We start from the raw sequence: 18432 nt of genomic DNA on the forward strand, positions 1-18432 counted from the left end.
TTAGTTTGTTTCAGATTCTCAAAAAATCAACCAAATGATCCGAAGCGATGTATTAAGTGCGATCGCTCTTGGGATTTATCCAAAGTTGTCCGCACTTCTTAAACAGTCCAAAAGCGATCGCTACCAATATTTTTTGGTTAAGGGGGAAAGGGGAAAAGGAAAGGGTTTGAATTTACCTTTCCCCCTTTGCCCTTTAACCTTTCCCCAGACCAAAAGAGAGATCACACTGATTTGTGGGGCGATCGCTCCCATAACTACAAAAGGATAGATGCAAAAACTTACTTCAGTATTTGGGCGAACATGAGACAAGATCGGCATGAAAGACCGAAGTAACTAGCAAAAAATAGCTACATACTTTATTAGTATTAATTCGTACTTATCAACTTCAACCTATCCCGGTAAGTTTAAGGAACAGCTAGCAAAAGGTTAAAAAAACAAATATTTGGCATGGAGTTAGGCTCAAATGTAGACTCAGCTAATTGAAAAGTCAGCAGATGAGAGGCAATCCAATACTTCTCGGATAAGTACTTTCCATCTCTGGTGTGGTCTGGGGAAAGGTAAATTCAAACCTTTTCCCTTTCCCCTTTCCCCCTTAACCAAAAAATATTGGTAGCGATCGCCACTTGTTATTTTTTGGTCAAGTCGGGGAACTCTATTAATACGGTTCAGTAATTCGCGCAGCGTTGGCCAGAGAAAGGCTTCCCGTAAGGTAAGCAACTGGTATTACTTGTTGTGGTTTTAGTTGAACTGTGTTGTAAGCATAACTTTGAGTTTTGAGGATCGGCTGATGGATAAATCAATTATTCAGTTGGTTGACGAATTACCAACTGACAATATCACTGTCAAAGTTTTAAAGGCTCTTGATTATGTAGCGCCAGGTGAGTGGAGCAATTTGACGGGGTTTGAAAATAGTATTCGCAGCATCACTGGGGAAACCGATGCTAAGGTAATTCAGAGAATCCGCGATCGCGCTGTCGCATTATACGAAGATCCTCAAAAAGGCTACCAGTTTGCAATCAAGCTTTATCAAACAATTGATAAGGCAGACACAGCTATGGCAGCAGCAGCTTTAGCGAATAAAGTTAGTGAAAAAATCGGCTTTCTGTCTTTTTTAGGCAACATTACTCCCAAAGCTGATGTAACTCAATCTATTGACTTGGCACTGAAAATCGCTGTCGAAATCATCGCCTTTTGCAAACTAAATGGTATTCCTCAGCCTAACCCCCAAGAGTTTGCTAATTCCCTTGCTAACAACTATCAAAATGCCTCCTTAATGCGGATGGTAGCTTTAGTTTGTATAGACGGAATTCTGCCATTAGGCCCCGATTTTCTCAGCAAAATTCACGGAGTTATTAGTGGCACTGATGCTGGTGCAATAACTCAAAATCCGGTTTTCTTAGCTATCAATAACTTTTTACCAGGTAGTAATCCCTCTGATAAAGTTGGTTTTATCAGTCAGGGTTTTAACTCCGTACAAGGTTGGATGAATAACTTAGTATCTAAGACAGGTGTAACCCCGCAATCAATTTCTAGTAATTTGGGTAGTTTTATTCAGATTGCTGATGATAATTTAGATTTTGTCGCAGTATTCCTAGATCAAACTACCAATTACTACGAGCATACCGGAACTCAAAGCGTCGCTCGCGGCTTGATTTTGGAAGCATACACTTTCGTAAAAGAGGAAATTAAACAAGAGCAACAAAAGCCTATTCAAGATGTTTCATCAGCTTCTGCTGTCAAGTCAGATAAAATTCAGTATGAAGTCAGCAAAACAGTAGAAGTCTGGGATGGTGAAGACGAAGATTGGTATCAGGGAACAATTGAGAAAGTTCAAGATGACCAATTTTTTATTCATTACCTTGGCTATGGTTCATCTTATGACGAGTGGGTGGGCGAAGATGACATTCGGACTCGCGATCTTCGCGCTGCGGATGACAATGGATATGCAGTTGGTCAAAAAGTAAAATGTTGGGATGAAGACCAAGAAGCTTGGTATTCTGCAACGATTCAGCAAATCCAAAATCAGCAATACTTTGTTCACTATATTGGTTATGACTCATCCTATGATGAGTGGGTTGATAGCGACGAAATTTCTTAACTACTGAATTAGCACAGGGTCGGCAAGAGCAATATCCTTGATTTCTCACTTGTGAGAAATCAAGGAGTGTGGGAGGTGTGGGAGGATGGGGAGGCAATGCAGCATTTGTTGATATGCAGTTATTAAATTTCTCCTCTTTCTCCCCACACTTCCCACACTCCCCACACTCAAAAAGCAAGTTATATCAGGGCTTTGCGATTAACTTAGTGCCATTCGGTTATTACCCTCTCTACGAGACGCTGCGCGTAGCTTGCTGAATACTCGCTATCGGTGTCACACCCTGTGCTAGCACTATTACCTTTAAAAATTACGAATTACGAATTACGAATTACGAATTATTTTGACGCGCTACCATATCCCCTATTGCCTTCGTGCAATGTATGTGAGGAGTAGCAGGTTAAACAGATGACAGAAGAATTTAATACACAACGTGCAGAGAATTTGATTGCGATCGCAGATCAATTCACCCAAGTAGGAAAGGTTACAGTCGTTAAAGCCTTTGGAAGTGGTAATATCAATGACACTTTCTTAGTCACTCTAGATTCCCCAAAAGAACAACATTTTGTCCTGCAACGCATCAATACACAGGTGTTTCGTCAGCCAAAACTGATTATGCAGAATATGCGTACCTTCACTGAGCATGTTCATAAACAGTTACAGCATATCTCCCTCAATCGTCGCTGGGAAGTACCGCGCGTACTATTAACTAAGGATGCTCAAGACCACTGTCAGGATGCAGACGGCTCCTTTTGGCGGGCGATTAGCTTTATTGAAGGCTCCCAGTCTTTCGATACTATGCGCGATCGCTCACAAGCGAAAGAAATCGGTTATGCTTTGGGGATGTTCCACAATTTAATCAGTGATTTACCACCAGAAAAACTCGCTGACACTCTTCAAGGATTCCATATTACACCGCTTTACCTCCAGCGTTACGAAGAAGCGTTGGCGAAAACTAGTGCTAGTCAATCTTCGGAAGTTAATTATTGTTTACAGTTTGTTAGCGATCGCCAAGCCTTTGCACATATCCTAGAAAATGCCAAAGCTGAGGGCAAACTACCTCTGCGTCTGATGCACGGCGATCCCAAAATTAATAACGTTATGTTCGACACTGTTACCCAGCAAGCCGTCAGCGTCATCGACCTCGATACCGTTAAACCAGGTCTGGTACATTACGATATTGGCGATTGTTTGCGATCGGGCTGCAATCAGGCTGGAGAAGAAACAGAGAATTGGGAAAGTGTTCATTTCGATACTGACCTCTGTCAGGGAATCTTGCAAGGCTATCTCTCTGTGGCAAAGGCATTTCTTACCGATAATGACTATGCATACATATATGATGCCATCCGTCTCATTGCCTTTGAATTAGGATTGAGATTTTTTGCTGATTATTTAGCCGGGAATGTCTACTTTAAAGTTAAGCACCCAGAACATAACTTGGCAAGAGCGATCGTGCAGTTTAAGCTTACCGAAAGTATTGAATCTCAAGAAACGCAGATTCGTAACATTATCAAAGACTTGAAATGAACAACCAGACATTTTCTCTACAACTCTTCCCTTCTACTAAATCGCTGCCTAATTTGAAAATTGCAGGCAATATCAGCCGAAATGGTAATCAATTTGCCATCCACTATATGCTTGAAGGCTATTTAAAAGAAATTGCGTTGGCAAAGCCTACCGGAGGTATTGCCCAACCATCAAATACATCGTTACGCAAGCATGAATTGTGGCAAGAAACCTGTTTCGAGTTCTTCCTTGGCATCAAAAATTCTCAACAGTATTGGGAATTTAACCTGTCCCCAAGTGGACACTGGAATGTTTATCGTCTTGATGGGTATCGTCAAGGAATGCAAGAGGAAACAGCTTTTGAAAATCTCCCTTTTAATGTTCAAAATCAATCTGATAGTTTAGCAATAGCCTTAAATGTTGATTTAGATAAAATCATTTCTATGGAACAAGCAATTGAAGTTGCCATTACTAGCGTTATTAAAGATAGAGATGGTGAAGTAACTTACTGGGCGTTAACTCATCGAGGCACAGAGGCTGACTTTCATCTGCGAGACAGTTTTATCATTGAGTTGTAAATACTATAGGACTCATATTTGATTTTTGAAAAAACTCCGTACAACTCAAAAAGCCTTCTTTCCTATTGCCTCTTGCCTTCCCACGCAAGTAAATATGGCTACGCCACGCTACGCGAACAAAAATCAAAGCGGATTCCTATACTACAAGACTTACGCAAAATAATGAAAAAACGAACCGCATAGACGCGGAGCGGCTTCCCGCAGGGTAGGACGCAAAGGAATAAGAGTTTGAGAGAGTTATTGCATAAGTCCTATACTATTCAAAAATTTACTGTGAGTAGCTGACTCAAGTTATCATTCTAAAATTTAGAGCAACGTTGTACTCAACTCGGTCGTGGGAGCAGTGGAGGGTTACTCATGAAATTTCTACCGACTCTACTTTTGCACCCTGTCCTTGGTCTACTTCTGTTAACTTTTTCCCCAAAATCAGAACTGAAACCATCATTAATAAACTTGTCACCATAATGGTACTCACCACATTAGGATCGTCAAAATTGCTCGTACCTATTAATAAAGCAGCAGCAAAATTACGTTGAGCCGTTCCTACTCCTAAAACTCTTTGAGTATCAATACCAGGCCCACCCAGTAAATAACCCACAGTAAAACCAACATTCCGCAGGTTAGTTAATAACAATACCTTTGCCAAATTACGAGGGTTCAACGCCCGTAGAAACGGGATGAATACGTCCTAAAGAAGTAAGCTTGGCAAAAATCTGGTTTAATAAAATAGGCTCAGGGATTTCTGGAAGCATTTTCAAGATTTCATGGACATATCGAAAGCCACGATAATGAGCCTTAAGGTCAATAATGCCGGAGTCGGGATTAAGAGTGCGGAAATCGGCGAGAAGATGATGAGATAAATTAACCATAAAGAATGCTAGATTAGCAGCATTAGTCACCGCAGTTTGACCGATGTTCATAAAGTCTTCCAATCCCCAAAATTGCTTGGCATCACGGAAATTAAACTCGATTTGAAAGCGCAGTTTGTAGTAGTCAGTTATTTTCTCAGATGACAATTTTAGGTCACTAGAAAAAAGAATGACGTGACTGCAAGCATTAGTTTTGAGATTGGTTTTAACCAAAATAACTACATTCAGGATTTGGGCAAATTCTTTGTGCAGTAAACCAGCTTGGTAAGTATCGGTTTGGATATCCTCTTCAATAATACTTTGACGCAAATATTCATCAGAAATATTACGCCAGTCCAGTTTATCTCCGTATTTACGGCGTGAACGATGATTGGGGTCAGGATTTTGGTAAGGTATATATAATGCTGAATCGTGGCGTAACTTGGAAATTATATGCAAGTTAACCTGTCGAGCCATCTGCAAAGCATTATTGTTTCCAAAATGACCATCTAAAACTAAGTAAGTCAGGGGAATCAAGTTAGCTATTAACTTGAGTAACTCATTAATCATCTTCTTAATTCTTAGTAATTCAGATGTAAGAACTACCTCTGTTTTATTCTTGTTCTTGCTCCCTTTTGGCCGTCCACGCTTACGTTTCTCTTTCTTGTTTATTTCTGGGGTTGGTGATGGGTTACTTTTTTCTACATTGCTCTTGATCACCTGTTCTATCCCAATTGGAAATGAGTGCCTTTGCTCAACACTTATTAATGACAATGTGAAGAAAGATATTCCTGATATAGGTTTGCTGATCAGACTGGAAAAGAACCTATCCAACCCATAAGTTTCTTTACCTGCCTTACTGACTACAACTTCATCTCCTGCAAGCAAATATACCTCATTCGCACGGAACAAATGCTTGCAGAAAAATAGCCAAAACAATGTAGCCCAAGGTATTACTGTCTGAAAGAATCTTAATATCGTCCGATAACTACCACCAGTACCTGCCCAACGCGAGATTCCCAACATCGTGACTCGCCCGCTCATCGTTAACATAGCCAGGATTATTTGGTTAAATTGCCGCATTGTTGTGGCGTTGATCTGCGGTAAGCTAATCGGCATTTAAGCTGCATAATATAAATGCAGAGCCGATTGAAAAAAGTATGCCACCACCAGCCAAAAACTTTTTAATTTTAGAACAAGTTACTCAGCTACAGCAGGCTCTTAAGGAGAGCGAACTACCGCACGTAAGGGAAAGAATTTTAATTATTCTGCTCCAAAACGATGGCAAAACACAACAAGAAATTTCTAGATTTCTAGGTTGTTCGCCCAGAACTGTTGCTTATTGGTGTATGCATGGAGATCCAGATAACCTAGAAAGTTTACATAATAAACGAGAGTATGAGCATAACCGAAAAGCCACGCCTGAATATATTGAACTGTTATTAAAAACAGTTGATAGAGAACCATCAGATTTGGGTTATGAATTTTGTCGATGGACAGCAGAAAGATTAGCAACATATTTAACAGAACAAACAGGAATTGATTTAAGTAGTTCTCAAGTTAGGAGGATATTAAAGCGAAAAAAGTATAGTTATATTTGGGCTAAGTATGATTTAGAATCTAAACAAGATCCTCTAATTAGAGCAGAATTCCAAGAGAAGCTTGCCCAATATTTGACAATAGCAAGAGAGCAACCAGAGCGGATGCAGGTATGGTTTTGGGATGAGAGCGGTTTCAGTTTACGTGTGATTCGCCGTAAAAATTGGGGTAAGCGAGGAAAACGCAAAAATCTTACAGGGCAACGTCGGCGTGGTCGGGTCAATGTTATGGGAGGAATCCGAGAAGGAGATCGGAAACGAGTATGTTTTTTTATTAAAAAAGGTGAGGGAGATATCTTTTATGAGCAATTACAGCAACTAAATAAATTAATTAAAGAAGAGTGGATAAGCTCTAGATTCAGCAACGATGATTTTCAGAAGATTGGCCCCAAGATTATTTTAATTTTAGATAATGCTAGTTTCCATAAACGTAAGGACATTCTCGTTAAAATCGCCCAGGAACTCCCTAATTTCGTATTAGAGTTTTTGCCTGCATATAGTCCTGATTACAACATCATCGAATTAGTCTGGTATTCATGTAAGGAATACATTGCTCATCGTCTATTTCAATCAGTAGATGAGTTAAAGTCTTTACTCGATAGGCTATTGAACCAGGGTGAGCTAGTCATTAAGTGGCATCGAAATATAAAAAACAAGGGCAATAGTGCCTACATTGCAATTTAAATGCCGATTAGCTTAGCAGACATTGTAACAATGATAAGATATTGGGCATGGGCTGCTTGTAGCTTTTGAGTTGTCGTTTTGAGAGACAATAACTCTACTACGAAACGCCCTACCTCTTCATGCTCTTATTTTGGCAACGGTATTGCTTTTGAGCAAGCAAATTCTTGGTTTAACAACTGCCGAAGTTCGGATTGGGCAAGTGATATGCGTTCTCTGCTGTTGTGTTGTTTATGTAATCCCCATCAACGTGAAATGAACTTGAATCGAGGTGCAGGCTGTCCATTTTGACCCCAAATTTACTTGCTGCACAAAGCGCCACTGTCACAAATACTTCGGTTAATCCAGCCTCATATAGTTTGTCCAATACTCGACCTAAACGGTCATCGTTTAAATGTTCTGCACGTATCCCTTCTCCTAAAAGATGCTCTGTCGCTTTGCCTACGAAAAACTTTTCAAACAAATATAATGGCGCACTGACGAACCCTAAGCCGTTTAAAATCATTGCTTTTACAACTTGACCTGCACTGATGATTTCTTGAGAGTGAGTTCCCAGGAGTCGGTTAATTTGTTCTACTAGATTCATCTCATCACAGATGCCTGCGACTATGCCGCAGTGGTCAATATCCTGTACTCTGATCTCTAATGGTGATGCTGTCATGCTTCTAAAATGCAGCATTTAGGTCATTTTCAAAAATACAGCATTTACTATCGCACCTGCGGAATGTGGGATAGACGAGTCATTTCAAACAATTGCTGGGCATTACTTCCTAAAAAAGCATCGAAAAGTATCTGCTTTCCAGGCTCGATTTCGACTAGATAACGCTGGGCAATTTCATAATAAGCGTAAGTCCAAGGGATCTGAATTTCTGCGCCACTGTTATCATCTAGCACTGTCACCATTTCTGTTACAGCTTGAGTTGCAGTTTGTCGCAAACCACAGGCAATATTTCCCTCTATGTCTGCTTTCATTGGTACACCCAGATGAGCCAAACCACTAGCGGTAGTATCAATATCTGGATATTTTGGAGTATTCTGTCCGTTGACGTAGCCTGTAAAATGGTTGACACCATATCCGTGCAGCAACACCCAAGCCCCATACTGAGTAACCTGATTGACCTCTTCGACAACAGAACGCCTGGGAGGTAGCCAAGGACGGGTGAAGACTTGCTGAAGTTGTTTGGCAATAGTTTCAATCTTCGCGTCTTTTTTGAGAAGAGTAACGGGTGAGGTTAGTTGGTGTGGGATTGCAGATACTGTTTGAGATATGAGTTGAGCAATATTAGCAGGCAGTTCATCAACAATCAACTCGCTGATAAAGAGTTTGGGTAAGTTAAATTTTTCTTGCTGTGGATGGCGATAATGACGGGCATATAGATGAGTTTGAGCAAAATTATACTCTCCAGCCGCCACGTAACCCAAAGCTTCTGCAAATTGTGCGAGATAGTCAATTCCTAAATTAACTTGACCCTGCGGACTATCTACTAATAAACGCAAAGACCGAAAGGCGATGTGGTCGTTGGCAACAGTCCCACCCGCAGCAGTTATCATTTGCTGGTAGATACGGGCATGATTTACTCTGGCGCTGTATTCTTGCCAAAGTAATTTCCATAAATTTAAGGCTATTTTATTTGTCATTTGTCATTTGTCATTTGTCATTGGGCATTGGGGAAAACACTTTATTTATCCCCTTGTCTCCTTGTCCCCTTGTCCCCGTTATCTTTTAAGGACTTAAAATATCACTGATAATCTGAAGGGCGATTTGAATTTGGTCGCTGTCGATAACTAGAGGGGGACAGAAACGAATTGCCGCTTTACCGCAACCTAGTAATAATAAACCGCGTAAAAAAGCTTCTTGAATAATGCGATCGCGCAATTTATGATCGAGATTACCCTGTTCATCCAATAAATCCACGGCTACCATCAAACCTTTACCTCGTGGCGGCGATACTCTCGGAAATCTTTGATGCAACTGGGTAAGACTAGCTTGTAAGAATTCTCCCATCTGGGTAGCGTTGGTCATCAAACCACTTTCCAGCAGTCGCAGTGTGGCAATACCAGCAGCACAAGCTACAGGATTACCGCCAAATGTGGTAGCGTGAGAACCTGGGGGCCAAGTCATTAACTCTGGTCTGGCAAGTATCGCACCTAATGGCAGACCACTGGCGATACCTTTGGCAGTGGTAATAATATCAGGCATCACACCCCAATGCTCGATCGCAAATAAGCGACCAGTCCGCCCCATTCCTGCTTGCACTTCATCCACTACCATCAGAATACCGTGGCGATCGCAAATATCCCGAATCCGTTTTAAAAAACCATCCTCTGGTACGATATACCCGCCCTCTCCCTGAATTGCTTCAACTACAATCGCGGCTACTTCTTGGGGTGGTAAAATTGTGCCAAATAGCTGTTGTTCCAGGTAATCTAAGCTAGCGTGAGTCCCATAAGGAATATGAGTTACCCCAGGAACTAAAGGCCCAAAATTAGCTCGCTGCACTGCTTTAGAACCCGTGAGAGACATTGCCCCATAAGTGCGTCCGTGAAATGCACCTAAGAAAGCCACAATTAGCGATCGCTTGGTGTAATATCGGGCTAGTTTAATTGCTCCTTCGTTTGACTCTGCCCCGGAATTGGTGAAAAATACTTTTGCGGGGAATACACTGTTACTCTGTGGTTGAGGAAAAGGGGCGCGAATCGCTAATTGTTCCGCTAATTCCACCATCGGTTCATAATAAAAATCTGTCCCTGACATGTGCAGCAGACGTTCGGATTGTTCTTGAATTGCTTTGACGACTTCCGGGTGGGCGTGTCCGGTGGCGGTAACAGCAATACCTGCGGTCATATCCAGAAATACATTGCCATCCACATCTTCAATCATACAGCCCTGGCCGCGAGATACAACTAACGGGTAATCGCGGGTGTAAGAAGGGGAAGTTACGGCGCGATCGCGTTGTACAATTGCTTGAGCAAGAGGCCCAGGTAAAGAAGTTATTAAACGGGGTATACGAGGTAAATTTAAGTTAATAGGTATACTTAACATTATTTTTGCAATTTTTTAAAGATTACTGATGATTAAACGCTAAAGCTTGATTGGTTACAGTAGCATTTGATTCCATTGGTGTAGAAATTACGCATTTACCGAAAAAGCTTCACAGTAAAAGATTTTCTATTTTGTAAGACTTTGCCCGTTTTTATAACACAACTTTTGCGATCGCGTCATATTATATTTTTTGAAGCATAACAGCTTCACTATTTAGATATCAGGGTGCAAGCTACAGAACATTTGTTGAGAGAATCTGTATTACGTCCACAGGAGAATTGCTATATGCAAAAATTAATACAAGTCTCTGAGATAATCAACTAATGACTTTGGCATCTGGACAAAAGGCCTGCTACGCCTACGCAATAGTTAGATCAGCAGTCGCATTAGTAGCTTTTGTGACTCCAATAGTTAGTTTTCAAGTCACATTAGTAGCTTTTGTGACTCCAATAGTTAGTTTTCAAGTCACATTAGTAGCTTTTGCGACTCTAATAGTTGGTTTTTAAGTCGCATTAGTAGCTTTTGCGACTCCAATAGTTAGTTTTCAAGTCGCATTAGTAGCTTTTGCGACTCCAATAGTTGGTTCAGCAGTAGCCAGAAGACCTCAATCTTCCTCTCTGCACCTCTGCGTGAGGTTAGGGACTTCCAAATAAAAAAATATCCCAAAGTCGATAGCAAAATTCTCTCTATTTCCCTTCACTCTGTGTTCTCTGCGTCTCTGTGGTTTGTTTATTTGGATAATTTATTTCTTGGAAATCCCTTATTCAGCTTAAAGACGTGATAAATCGCGTCTCTACATCAGGATTTTGGGCTTATCTGAATTGTATTAAATTAAAAACAGCTAATATACACCCACTCAACTAAAAAACTTCTCCACGCATCTAACAAATATTTCCACACCCATTCCCAACGCCGTTTCGTCAAAATCAAACCGGGGATGATGATGGGGATACGCCAAGTCTTTCTCTGGATTCGCAGAACCTAAAAAGAAATAGCAACCAGGAACCTCTTGCAAGAAAAATGACATATCTTCAGCAGCCATAGTTTGGCATTCTGGCACAATACCCAACGGTGTTTCTACCACTTCTTCTGCTACAGTTCGCACCAATTCCGCCATCTTCATATCATTAATTACTGGTGGATAAAGTGCCCAGTATTCTAAGTCATAACTCGCACCATGACTTTGACAAATTCCAGCAATAATCTGCTCGACGCGCTGGTTAAAAAAGCCTTTCAAACTAGGATTAAAATACCTGACAGTAGCACTCATTCTCGCTGTATCAGCAATCACATTCCGCTTGGTTCCAGCATGAAGTTCGCCCACCGTTACCACAGCCGAATCAATGGGATTAACATTCCGAGCGACAATGGTTTGCAAGGCATTTACAATTTGGGCAGCAACTACTACAGAGTCAACAGTTTGATGGGGTAGTGCGCCGTGTCCACCTTTGCCCAAAATTGTGCAGTTAAAGCACTCCACAGCAGCCATCAACGCCCCAGCCCGCACGCCTACTGTTCCCAAGGGTAAATTATTCCACAAGTGCAAACCAATAATCGCGTCAACATCAGGATTTTTCAGAACTCCAGCTTCAATCATTGGCTTTGCGCCTCCTGGTGATTCTTCTGCTGGCTGAAAGATAATTTTTACGGTACCGGAGAAGTCTTGGCGATGCTGTTGGAGATAGTAAGCTGTACCTAAAGCGATCGCAGTATGTCCATCATGTCCACAAGCGTGCATCACTCCATCATGCTGCGATTTATAGGGCACTTCGTTGAGTTCTTGGATTGGCAAAGCATCCATATCCGCCCGAATCGCTAAAACTTTCTCTGCACCTAATTTGTTACCCTTGATAGTGGCAACAATGCCAGTGTGAGCAATGCCAGTTTGATGCTCAATTCCCCACTCTTGCAGCTTTTGTGATACGAACTCAGCCGTCAGTTTTTCTTGAAAACCCAACTCTGGTTGTTGATGCAATCGCCGCCGCCACTCTACCAATTGCGGTTGCAATGAGCGAATTGCCAGGCGGATGCGAGATAGATCAACAGAAGAGGAATTGGGAAAGGTAGAAACCATTATGAAGACAAGCTAGTTTAAGTACAGCTAACTTAGTCTATCGTAGGAAATGGCGAAGAATCATCATTAGAATCTTCTTAACCAGTTACCAGGTAAAATCAATTCTGTAACCAACCAGCCATCACAGCAACTATCAAAAATAAACCCATCGCCAAACGGTAGAAAACAAAAATCAAGGTGCTGTGTTTTTCCAGGTAGCGCAGGAGTCCCCAAATTGCAGCAAAAGCGGAAATGCTAGCGGAGATTAAGCCTACCAACAAAGTCAACCAACCAGCTGTACTCAACCCTGCTTTCGTAAGAGTATGGAGTTCTACAGCACCTGCCAAAATCACGGCTGGTAAGCCCAACAAAAAAGAAAATCGGGCTGATGTCTCCCGTTCCATACCCAAAAATAACCCAGCCGTGAGGGTGGAACCAGAACGAGAAACGCCAGGGATAAGGGCAAAAGCTTGAGCAACTCCTACCCAAATGCCATCCCAGAGGTTGAGGTTGTCAAAAGTGCGATCGCGTCCTCCACGTTTTTCGGCGATCGCTAGCAATCCTGACATAATAATTGAAGCTGCACTAATAACTACTAACCCTCGCATCGGTGAGTTGCAAGCGTTCAGAATTGGTTTGAGTAGCACACCAGCCACGGCAATGGGCAAGGTTCCGATCAATAAGCCCAACATCAGTTGCAAAGAACTAGATTGATAAGCTTGTCCGCTAATTGCTCTAACTGTCTCTCCGGTTAATTTTTTTAAGTCTTGCCAAAAATAGACTAAAACAGCAGTCAAGCTAGCTAACTGCATTGCTGCTGAAAAAGCAGATCCCGGATCTTTCAGTCCCAGTAGAGTTGGTACTATCCGCAAATGAGCAGTACTGCTAATTGGTAGTAGTTCTGTAATTCCCTGAACGATGCCTAAAATAATCACGTCAATCCAGCTAAGGTTAGCAAAGTCTAGATTCACTTCACTACCGTTGCCACAGACTGCACTCGCCACCACAAAAGAAAGCATCATGATATCAGGCGTAAATAATTTACTTTTAATCAAACACCGACAAAGTAACTTATGTTAGTGACGCTTCTGTGACTAAGACATGGCACTTGGATGACATCTAAATCAATACTTGTCGGTTAAGGGGAAAAGGAGAAGGGGGAAGGGGAAAGGGAAAAGAAAAAACATTTAACCTTTTCCCCAAACCCAATTCCGAGTTAAAAATGCTTTACCCGAGCAGTATTGACATCTAAATGCAAATACAAAATATAGTCTGTTCGCGCAGCGTACCGTTAGGCAACAAAGATTATTTGGTTATTCTAAAAACGTCTTTAACTAGTCATATTTCGCACAGACGAAATCTGCTAATGAAGTGTTATTTTAGTCTCAAAAATTAAAAAAGGCAGGTAAATCCTGCCTTGTGTGTCACTAAAGTTAGGTTAATTTCGTCTTTTCTTACCATTGCACGTCTTATTGACAAAGCCATTACCGAGTTATGTCAAAACTGTGACTGCATCAGTTGTAAAAAGTGATTGGACTTCGCTAGTTTTTCTCCAATGCCTAATCCCCAATTCAAATTGTCAGTGTTTCCCAATCTAAATCTGACGCTATTTGAGCAAGTTTATCTAAATCAGTCAGATTATCTAAATAGGGTAAGCAGCCTAAAACTGGCATGTTAGTAAGTGATTGAATTAATTGCTGTGGTGTCCAGTCAGCTATTTCTGCATCTGTTCGGGGTTGTATACAGTTCAGAACAATGCCTTTGAGATTAACGCGCGATTGCCTAGCTAATGCGACGTTTGCCACTGCTTGAGCGATCGCACCCAATCTAACTGGTACTACCAATACCGTTGGTAAACGCCATTCTCCCGCTAAATCAGCTACGGTTAACTCGTCAGTTACTGGCGAACCTAACCCTCCCAAGGCTTCTACAAGCACAAAATCACGTTGCGATCGCAACTTAGACAAAGCTTGCCAAACCACTCCTAAATCTACTTGGCGATTTTCTCGTGCGGCGGCGATGGGAGGGGCTAAAGGTGCTTCAAAGTATAACGGTGTAATTTCCTCTGAAGATTGTTCTAGCGCAAATAGCTTTTGATACCACTCGCGATCGCCAATCCCCGATTGAATCGGTTTCATGATTCCCCAGCTACGCTGCGGGTAATATTTTTGCCAATAGGCTGCTAAGGCTGTTGTTAAAACAGTTTTACCAGCTTCGGTATCAGTTCCAGTAATCAGTAGTGTGTTTAACATTAATTTCTTTGGCCAGAAAATGGTTGTGTTTCATTAACTGGCGGCAAGGTTGGCGTTTCACCAGTGGGCGGAGTTGGAATCGGTTTCTCTGTGGGAATTGGGAAGGGTGTTTCTGTAGGAATTGGGAGGAGTGTCTCTGTAGGAATGGGAATCGGTGTCTCTGTGGGAATTGGGAAGGGTGTTTCTGTGGGAATGGGGAAGGGTGTTTCTGTAGGAATGGGGATCGGTGTCTCTGTGGGAATTGGTTTGACTGGTTTTTCTAATGAAACATTGAGGTTGTAATTGCTTTCGGCAACTCCCGAAGCCAGTGTTAACTCAATAGTATATCTACCAGTAACTAGCAATATGCCTTCATAAGCTGTTATTGGCTGGGTATTCTGAGCAAGTGGTTGTTCATTGGGACTTAAAACTGTGAGCAATACGCTGCTTGTTGGGTCAATCAACGCAGTTAACTTGTCACCTTTCTGCCCAAAAAAAGTATACCGGATGATTTGATTTGTTTTGAGAGTATCTGTAACTGTGGCTGTGTTATTTGCTCCTAGATTGAGCCGCCTAGAAATAGGTTGCTCAGTGGTGGGTGTGGGTGTGGCTGTGAATGTAGTACCACCAGAAATAACTGGTGAAGGGAAATTTTGTGGAAGCGTTTCAGTTGGTGATGGTTTCGACTGACTGCGGATTGAACTGACTAATGCCCAAGAACCAAATCCGGCGACAAAGACTACACCAGTGGCAATTGCCGCGATCGCTAACGGATTATCCAAGACTGAACTAGTGGAACTTGGTGGAATCACAGGATCGGGTTGTTTCTTCGGCGAAGCTGGTGGTGGTGCTGAGTCAGGACGACGGCTAACAGCCATTGTCTGCAAATTAGACGCATTCAGGGGAGGAAGACTGACTTGTTCTAAAGGTTGTAGCGCTTGAGATACACTAGCAGCACTCTGATAGCGATCGCTCGGTATATGATTCAACATTCGATTCAAAACTTGAGCAAATCGCGGACTCACCTTTACCCATCGCTGCCAATTCCAAGTTAGTTGGTTTTCATCAAACAGCTCCTTTGGTTCTTTACTAGTCAGCAAAACAATCGCGCTTACCGCTAATGCGTACAAGTCACTGCTAGGGTAAGCTCCCCCTGTTTGCATTTGTTCACTCGGAGAGTAGCCTAATTTTCCCACAGTGGTTTCGGGCATAGCGCTTTCTGGCGATCGCAAACGTGTTGCTAGTTCCTTTACCACCCCAAAGTCAATTAACACAGGTTTAGCATCACTATCTCGCAAAATAATGTTTTCTGGCGAGATATCTCGGTGAATGATCCCTCGGCTGTGAATATGCTCTAAAACAGGCAACAACAACTGTATCAGCTGCAATACTTCCGCCTCTGTGAAGGTTTTACCAACAGCTTGACGTTCAGCCAGCATTGCTCGGTAGGTTTGACCTGCAACATAGTCCTCCACCAAAAATAAGCGTTGGTCTTGCTCAAATCTTTCCCGAAATTTGGGGACTTGTGGATGTTCGATTTGATATAAAATGGCAGCCTCTCGGTGAAAAAGCTCCTTTGCCTTTTCCCAAGCCGAAGCCTCCGTTGCTGTTGAAATCAATTCCTTGATCGCGCACAGTTCGTTAAATCGCCTCTGATCTTCTGCCAGATAGGTTCTACCAAATCCTCCTTGTCCGAGAATTTGAATTATGCGGTAACGGTTTTGCAAGACAGTGCCAACTGTAATGGGTGGTTGCATGAGCGATTGATTGAGTGTAGGAGCAATTGAGGAAGAAGTCACCCACCAAGATTAAGTCCGAGAGGCGACACAGTTACATGCAGCGATATTCTACCTTACCTAATGGGTATACCCCCAGTTAGGAGTATACGCAAAGTCTCGTTTCAAGTGTCTTATGCAACTTTAGGAACTGTCCACGATAGGAGGGGGAAGGGGGTGTGGGGAGTGTGGGGAGTGTGGGGAGAAAGAGGAGGAATTGAATAACTGCACATCAATGAACGCTGCATTGCCTCCCACACCTCCCACACCTCCCACACTCCCCACCCTAACCACACAATACGTGAGAAATTCGGGTTAGATCCCCAGAAGGTGGCCGGGGAAGAAGAACAAAAATTATCGCAGCTTGGCGCTGTCAGCCTTGCACGAAAACCACACCTATGAGAGTTTGTTTAAATACAACTATTCTGGAATTTTATTGTGTGAATTAAAACTTAAAATTAAATCTGCCAGTTTACTTATTTATTGCTAGTATCGTAGAATATAATAGGATACAACTTAAACACTTAGTTCCAAATGCTCCTTGTCTAAGAACAACCTTCAATACCACTTAAAGTTATAAATACTTTACTGTCAGTAATAAATGATGTATTTAGAAGAAGCAATCTAGTACACCAATCTTTGATAGCTTGAGGTTATTTGTCTCAACTCAAAAATTTGAATTATACATCTACTGGACGGACTTGATATCAGTTAAGCTATCAATGGTTTGCTTCCAAAGAAAATTAGACAGTTAGCGAATGATAATTTTATGGAGAAATGCTTAAATTTTGTATGGAAGCTTTAATAAAACTCACAGATGTTTTTTTTAGGCTATTTCTCAGTTAAATCTATTAAATCTCTAATGATAATATTGCTATGAATTCAAATAGAGGATCTGCTGTTCTTAGTTCTGCAACTTTCAAAGTGCAAGCATCTTCAACAGGAATGAATGATAATCATCGCTTGCGGCTGTTTTCAGGCTCTGCCAATTTACCGTTGTCTCAAGAAGTCGCTCGTTATGTGGGGATGGACTTGGGCCCAATGATTCGCAAAAGATTTGCGGATGGAGAACTTTACGTTCAAATCCAAGAATCAATTCGGGGCTGTGATGTCTATTTAATTCAGCCGTGCTGTCAACCCGTGAACGATCATTTGATGGAATTATTGATTATGGTTGATGCCTGTCGTCGAGCTTCGGCGCGACAGGTGACGGCAGTAATTCCATACTATGGCTATGCTCGTGCCGATCGCAAAACGGCAGGACGAGAGTCTATCACTGCCAAGCTGGTTGCTAACTTGATCACCGAAGCAGGTGCTAACCGCGTTCTAGCAATGGATTTACACTCGGCGCAAATTCAAGGTTATTTCGATATTCCCTTTGACCATGTTTACGGTTCTCCAGTATTGCTGGATTATCTAGCAAGCAAGCAATTGCCCGACCTTGTGGTTGTTTCCCCCGATGTTGGCGGTGTAGCACGAGCCAGAGCATTTGCCAAAAAACTGAATGATGCTCCCCTGGCGATTATTGACAAACGTCGTCAGGCCCATAATGTTGCAGAAGTGTTAAATGTCATTGGCGATGTTAAAGGCAAAACGGCAGTGTTGGTGGATGACATGATCGACACTGGCGGCACGATCGCAGAAGGGGCGCGATTATTGCGTGAAGAAGGAGCGCGTCAGGTATACGCCTGTGCAACTCATGCAGTATTTTCCCCACCAGCGATGGAGCGATTATCCAGTGGTTTGTTTGAGGAAGTTATTGTCACCAATACGATCCCCATACCAGAAAACAATCGTTTTCCTCAACTAGTGGTGTTGTCAGTAGCTAATCTCTTAGGAGAAACTATCTGGCGGATTCATGAAGATACTTCAGTCAGTAGTATGTTCCGCTAACTGCATTCCCGTTACAGGGATAAATTACCCACATTGACCCCTTGATTAGGTGCAGTGTGGGCTTTTAGTAGTTTAAAACTTTCTGTACTGAGATTACGACACAAATAGTTCGAGCTTCCAAGCTGGTTTAC

The 18432-nt window shown here is 42.1% G+C and carries 14 protein-coding genes and 1 pseudogene; 6 read left to right on the plus strand and 9 right to left on the minus strand.

The features are described 5' to 3' along the window. Positions 1-34: 34 nt before the first annotated feature. From ACFFRD_RS24340 to ACFFRD_RS24355, 4 genes are all read left to right on the plus strand, one after another. Complete coding sequence (locus tag ACFFRD_RS24340) at positions 35-268, plus strand: hypothetical protein (RefSeq protein ID WP_392477996.1); 234 nt, start codon at positions 35-37, stop codon at positions 266-268. A gap of 519 nt (positions 269-787) precedes the next feature. Beyond that, entirely contained in the window at positions 788-2098 is a 1311-nt protein-coding gene (locus tag ACFFRD_RS24345; protein WP_392477997.1) for a Tudor-knot domain-containing protein, read from the plus strand. Positions 2099-2503: 405 nt separating this feature from the next. Further along, on the plus strand, positions 2504-3622 hold the full coding sequence (locus ACFFRD_RS24350; protein WP_392477999.1) for a phosphotransferase enzyme family protein: 1119 nt from the start codon (positions 2504-2506) through the stop codon (positions 3620-3622). Beyond that, the gene (locus tag ACFFRD_RS24355; RefSeq protein ID WP_392478001.1) at positions 3619-4179 is read left to right on the plus strand and encodes a DOMON-like domain-containing protein; all 561 of its coding nucleotides are present in this window, start codon (positions 3619-3621) and stop codon (positions 4177-4179) included. The genes ACFFRD_RS24350 and ACFFRD_RS24355 overlap by 4 nt, the downstream gene beginning before the upstream one ends. A gap of 355 nt (positions 4180-4534) precedes the next feature. Here ACFFRD_RS24355 and ACFFRD_RS24360 read toward each other — a convergent pair whose 3' ends face one another. After that, positions 4535-4840: a hypothetical protein gene (locus tag ACFFRD_RS24360; protein WP_392478002.1), complete on the minus strand. Its 306-nt coding sequence runs from the start codon at positions 4838-4840 to the stop codon at positions 4535-4537. Next, positions 4827-6146: a transposase gene (locus tag ACFFRD_RS24365; RefSeq protein ID WP_392478004.1), complete on the minus strand. Its 1320-nt coding sequence runs from the start codon at positions 6144-6146 to the stop codon at positions 4827-4829. Before ACFFRD_RS24365 ends, ACFFRD_RS24360 begins: the two co-directional genes overlap by 14 nt. 41 nt (positions 6147-6187) lie before the next feature. On the opposite strand from ACFFRD_RS24365, the gene ACFFRD_RS24370 reads away from it, so the two are divergent. After that, positions 6188-7309: an IS630 family transposase gene (locus ACFFRD_RS24370; protein WP_392478006.1), complete on the plus strand. Its 1122-nt coding sequence runs from the start codon at positions 6188-6190 to the stop codon at positions 7307-7309. Between the two features lie 205 nt (positions 7310-7514). Here ACFFRD_RS24370 and ACFFRD_RS24375 read toward each other — a convergent pair. The 7 genes and pseudogenes from ACFFRD_RS24375 to ACFFRD_RS24405 all read right to left on the minus strand — a co-directional run. After that, positions 7515-7967: pseudogene (locus ACFFRD_RS24375) on the minus strand (DUF4277 domain-containing protein); the annotation flags it as partial. Positions 7968-8014: 47 nt separating this feature from the next. Further along, the gene (locus ACFFRD_RS24380; protein WP_392478008.1) at positions 8015-8944 is read right to left on the minus strand and encodes a DUF1338 domain-containing protein; all 930 of its coding nucleotides are present in this window, start codon (positions 8942-8944) and stop codon (positions 8015-8017) included. Between the two features lie 85 nt (positions 8945-9029). Then, the gene (locus tag ACFFRD_RS24385; RefSeq protein ID WP_392478010.1) at positions 9030-10349 is read right to left on the minus strand and encodes an acetyl ornithine aminotransferase family protein; all 1320 of its coding nucleotides are present in this window, start codon (positions 10347-10349) and stop codon (positions 9030-9032) included. Between the two features lie 856 nt (positions 10350-11205). Next, positions 11206-12423, minus strand: coding sequence for a M20 family metallopeptidase (locus ACFFRD_RS24390; RefSeq protein ID WP_392478012.1), 1218 nt, complete (start codon positions 12421-12423; stop codon positions 11206-11208). A 98-nt stretch (positions 12424-12521) separates the two neighbouring features. Then, on the minus strand, positions 12522-13424 hold the full coding sequence (locus ACFFRD_RS24395; protein WP_392478014.1) for an undecaprenyl-diphosphate phosphatase: 903 nt from the start codon (positions 13422-13424) through the stop codon (positions 12522-12524). A 549-nt stretch (positions 13425-13973) separates the two neighbouring features. Continuing rightward, positions 13974-14654, minus strand: coding sequence for a dethiobiotin synthase (gene bioD / locus ACFFRD_RS24400; RefSeq protein WP_392478016.1), 681 nt, complete (start codon positions 14652-14654; stop codon positions 13974-13976). Next, on the minus strand, positions 14654-16390 hold the full coding sequence (locus ACFFRD_RS24405; RefSeq protein WP_392478018.1) for a protein kinase: 1737 nt from the start codon (positions 16388-16390) through the stop codon (positions 14654-14656). The genes bioD and ACFFRD_RS24405 overlap by 1 nt, the downstream gene beginning before the upstream one ends. An 894-nt stretch (positions 16391-17284) precedes the next feature. Between ACFFRD_RS24405 and ACFFRD_RS24410 the strand changes: the two genes are divergently transcribed. Then, a complete protein-coding gene (locus ACFFRD_RS24410; protein WP_163928651.1) occupies positions 17285-18301 on the plus strand; it encodes a ribose-phosphate pyrophosphokinase in 1017 nt (338 codons plus the stop codon). Positions 18302-18432 lie beyond the last annotated feature (131 nt).

The organism is Nostoc sp. C110 (assembly GCF_043099725.1).
Classification (GTDB): domain Bacteria; phylum Cyanobacteriota; class Cyanobacteriia; order Cyanobacteriales; family Nostocaceae; genus Nostoc; species Nostoc muscorum_A.

Coding starts and splice junctions, on each gene's coding strand:
- ACFFRD_RS24340 (WP_392477996.1), top strand. CDS start 35: ATGATCCGAAGCGATGTATTAAGTGCGATCGCTCTTGGGATTTATCCA.
- ACFFRD_RS24345 (WP_392477997.1), top strand. CDS start 788: ATGGATAAATCAATTATTCAGTTGGTTGACGAATTACCAACTGACAAT.
- ACFFRD_RS24350 (WP_392477999.1), top strand. CDS start 2,504: ATGACAGAAGAATTTAATACACAACGTGCAGAGAATTTGATTGCGATC.
- ACFFRD_RS24355 (WP_392478001.1), top strand. CDS start 3,619: ATGAACAACCAGACATTTTCTCTACAACTCTTCCCTTCTACTAAATCG.
- ACFFRD_RS24365 (WP_392478004.1), bottom strand. CDS start 6,146: ATGCCGATTAGCTTACCGCAGATCAACGCCACAACAATGCGGCAATTT.
- ACFFRD_RS24370 (WP_392478006.1), top strand. CDS start 6,188: ATGCCACCACCAGCCAAAAACTTTTTAATTTTAGAACAAGTTACTCAG.
- ACFFRD_RS24380 (WP_392478008.1), bottom strand. CDS start 8,944: ATGACAAATAAAATAGCCTTAAATTTATGGAAATTACTTTGGCAAGAA.
- ACFFRD_RS24385 (WP_392478010.1), bottom strand. CDS start 10,349: ATGTTAAGTATACCTATTAACTTAAATTTACCTCGTATACCCCGTTTA.
- ACFFRD_RS24390 (WP_392478012.1), bottom strand. CDS start 12,423: ATGGTTTCTACCTTTCCCAATTCCTCTTCTGTTGATCTATCTCGCATC.
- ACFFRD_RS24395 (WP_392478014.1), bottom strand. CDS start 13,424: ATGATGCTTTCTTTTGTGGTGGCGAGTGCAGTCTGTGGCAACGGTAGT.
- bioD (WP_392478016.1), bottom strand. CDS start 14,654: ATGTTAAACACACTACTGATTACTGGAACTGATACCGAAGCTGGTAAA.
- ACFFRD_RS24405 (WP_392478018.1), bottom strand. CDS start 16,390: ATGCAACCACCCATTACAGTTGGCACTGTCTTGCAAAACCGTTACCGC.
- ACFFRD_RS24410 (WP_163928651.1), top strand. CDS start 17,285: ATGAATTCAAATAGAGGATCTGCTGTTCTTAGTTCTGCAACTTTCAAA.